The organism is Rhodoluna sp., from assembly GCF_049276775.1.
Lineage (GTDB): Bacteria > Actinomycetota > Actinomycetes > Actinomycetales > Microbacteriaceae > Rhodoluna.
Window position 1 is genome coordinate 1 of sequence record NZ_JBASXC010000007.1, and the last position, 2,129, is coordinate 2,129.

Below are 2,129 nucleotides of genomic sequence, written 5' to 3' on the forward strand. Positions count from 1 at the left end.
ACCTCCGGTCGCACCGGTCAGCGCCTTGTCATTGTTTTGAAAAAAGACGCAGTTGCAAGAGTTGTACTAAACAACTTGTATAAGTACACCCAGCTGCGGGAAAACTTCTCTGCCAACATGCTGGCGCTAGTTGACGGAGTTCCAAGAACTCTTTCGCTTGATGGCTTTATCTCCAACTGGGTTGAACACCAGGTTGACGTCATTGTTCGAAGAACAAACTTCAGGCTCAAAAAAGCCGAAGAGCGCGCCCACATCCTTCGCGGCTACCTAAAGGCCCTCGATGCACTAGACAAGGTAATTGCTCTCATTAGAAAGAGTGCTACGGCGGATGATGCCAAGGACGGCCTGATTAAGCTTCTCAAAATAGACGAGCTGCAAGCTCGTGCCATTTTGAACATGCAGCTAAGACAGCTGGCCGCCCTTGAGCGCCAGAAGATCATCGATGAGGCAGCAGCGCTTGAACTTGAGATCAAGGAATACAAGTCGATCATCGCGAGCCCAAAGAAGCAGCGCGGGATTATCAAGACCGAACTTGAGGAAGTTGTTTCTCGTCACGGAGACGACAGAAGAACCGCCCTTCAGGTTGGCGGAGACGACGATGTTTCAACCGAGGACCTAATCCCGGAAGAAGAGATGGTTGTCACCGTGACCCGCGGTGGTTACATCAAGCGAACCAAGTCAACCAACTACCGAAGCCAGCACCGAGGCGGCAAGGGAGTCAAGGGCGCATCGCTTCGCGCCGACGATGTTGTGCTGCACTTCTTTGTCACAACCACGCACCACTGGCTCCTGTTCTTCACCAACAAGGGACGCGTCTATCGCGCCAAGGCTTACGAGGTTCAAGAGGCGGGAAGAGATGCTAAGGGTCAGCACGTGGCAAACTTGCTTGCCCTGCAACCCGATGAGCAGATCGCGTCCATATTGGACATCAAGGATTACAGCAAGGCGCCGTATCTGGTTCTTGCTACTCGCAGTGGTCTGGTTAAAAAGACAGCACTTGAGGCCTATGACACACCACGCTCCGGCGGTATCATCGCCATCAAGCTAAAGGGTGACGATGAGGTAGTTTCCGCGATGCTGGTTTCTGATTCCGATGATCTGTTGTTGGTTTCACGCAAGGGAATGTCAATTAGGTTCTCAGCTTCAGAGAAATCACTTCGAGCGATGGGGCGCGACACCTCAGGAAATATCGGAATGAATTTCCGAAAGGGAGATTTCTTGCTTTCGGCAACTGTCATCAATGATATTGATGACTCTTACGTCTTTATTGCCACCGAAGGTGGCTATGCCAAGCGCAGTGCGGTGGATCAATACCGACCTCAAAACAGGGGTGGTTTGGGCATAAAGGTGGCCAAACTCGAAGAAAAACGCGGTGATTTAGTGGGGGCAATAATCTGTAGTGAAGCTGACGAGGTGCTAGTTGTGCTCTCGAGCGGTAAAGTTGTCAGGTCAGCCGTCAGTGAAGTTCCGGCCAAGGGCCGGGATACCATGGGTGTTGTTTTTGCAAGATTCAACGAGGCTGATTCAGTAATTGGACTAGCTAAGAACTCTGAGCGAAACCTGGAAGGGGCAACAGAAGAATGAGCGATGCTCCGGCAAGAAAGAAAAGATTCGGCTCTCGCCCTGCTCCCTCACTAAAGCAGGTCCAACTCAAACTGGTCAAGGTTGAGGTTTGGTCGGCTATGAAGGTGGGCTTTTTTGTAACCTTTGCAGCCGGCATTGCAACCATTGTTGGCTTCTTGGCCCTGTGGTTTGTGCTCGGTCAAATTGGCCTTCTGTCATCCCTCGATGCACTACTGACTGGAATCTTTGGGGATGGCGGAGTCGATCTAGAGCAGGAACTATCTCTGCCTCGGGTCATGTCTTTTGCCAGCACGCTGGCGATTGTGAATGTCATTTTGGGAACCGCCCTGGCGGGTATCTACGCGATGATCTTCAACGTGATTGGCAAGATCACGGGCGGCATTGCCGTTGGCTTCACGAATAACTAGAAATACCTTGGGCCGAAATGGGGTTTGAGCATCCAATATTGATGCATTAGACTCAGGAAGGCTCTATGGGCCTATAGCTCAGGTGGTTAGAGCGCTTCACTGATAATGAAGAGGTCGGAGGTTCAAGTCCTCCTAGGC

2 protein-coding genes are annotated in these 2,129 nt (G+C 51.4%); both read left to right on the forward strand.

The genetic code is table 11. The features are described from left to right. The coding region (locus WAO31_RS00410; RefSeq protein WP_509588922.1) for a DNA gyrase C-terminal beta-propeller domain-containing protein at positions 1 to 1,584 on the forward strand (1,584 nt) is incomplete at its 5' end. After that, a complete protein-coding gene (locus WAO31_RS00415; RefSeq protein ID WP_509588924.1) occupies positions 1,581 to 1,991 on the forward strand; it encodes a DUF3566 domain-containing protein in 411 nt (136 codons plus the stop codon). The genes WAO31_RS00410 and WAO31_RS00415, both read left to right, overlap by 4 nt. Positions 1,992 to 2,129 lie beyond the last annotated feature (138 nt).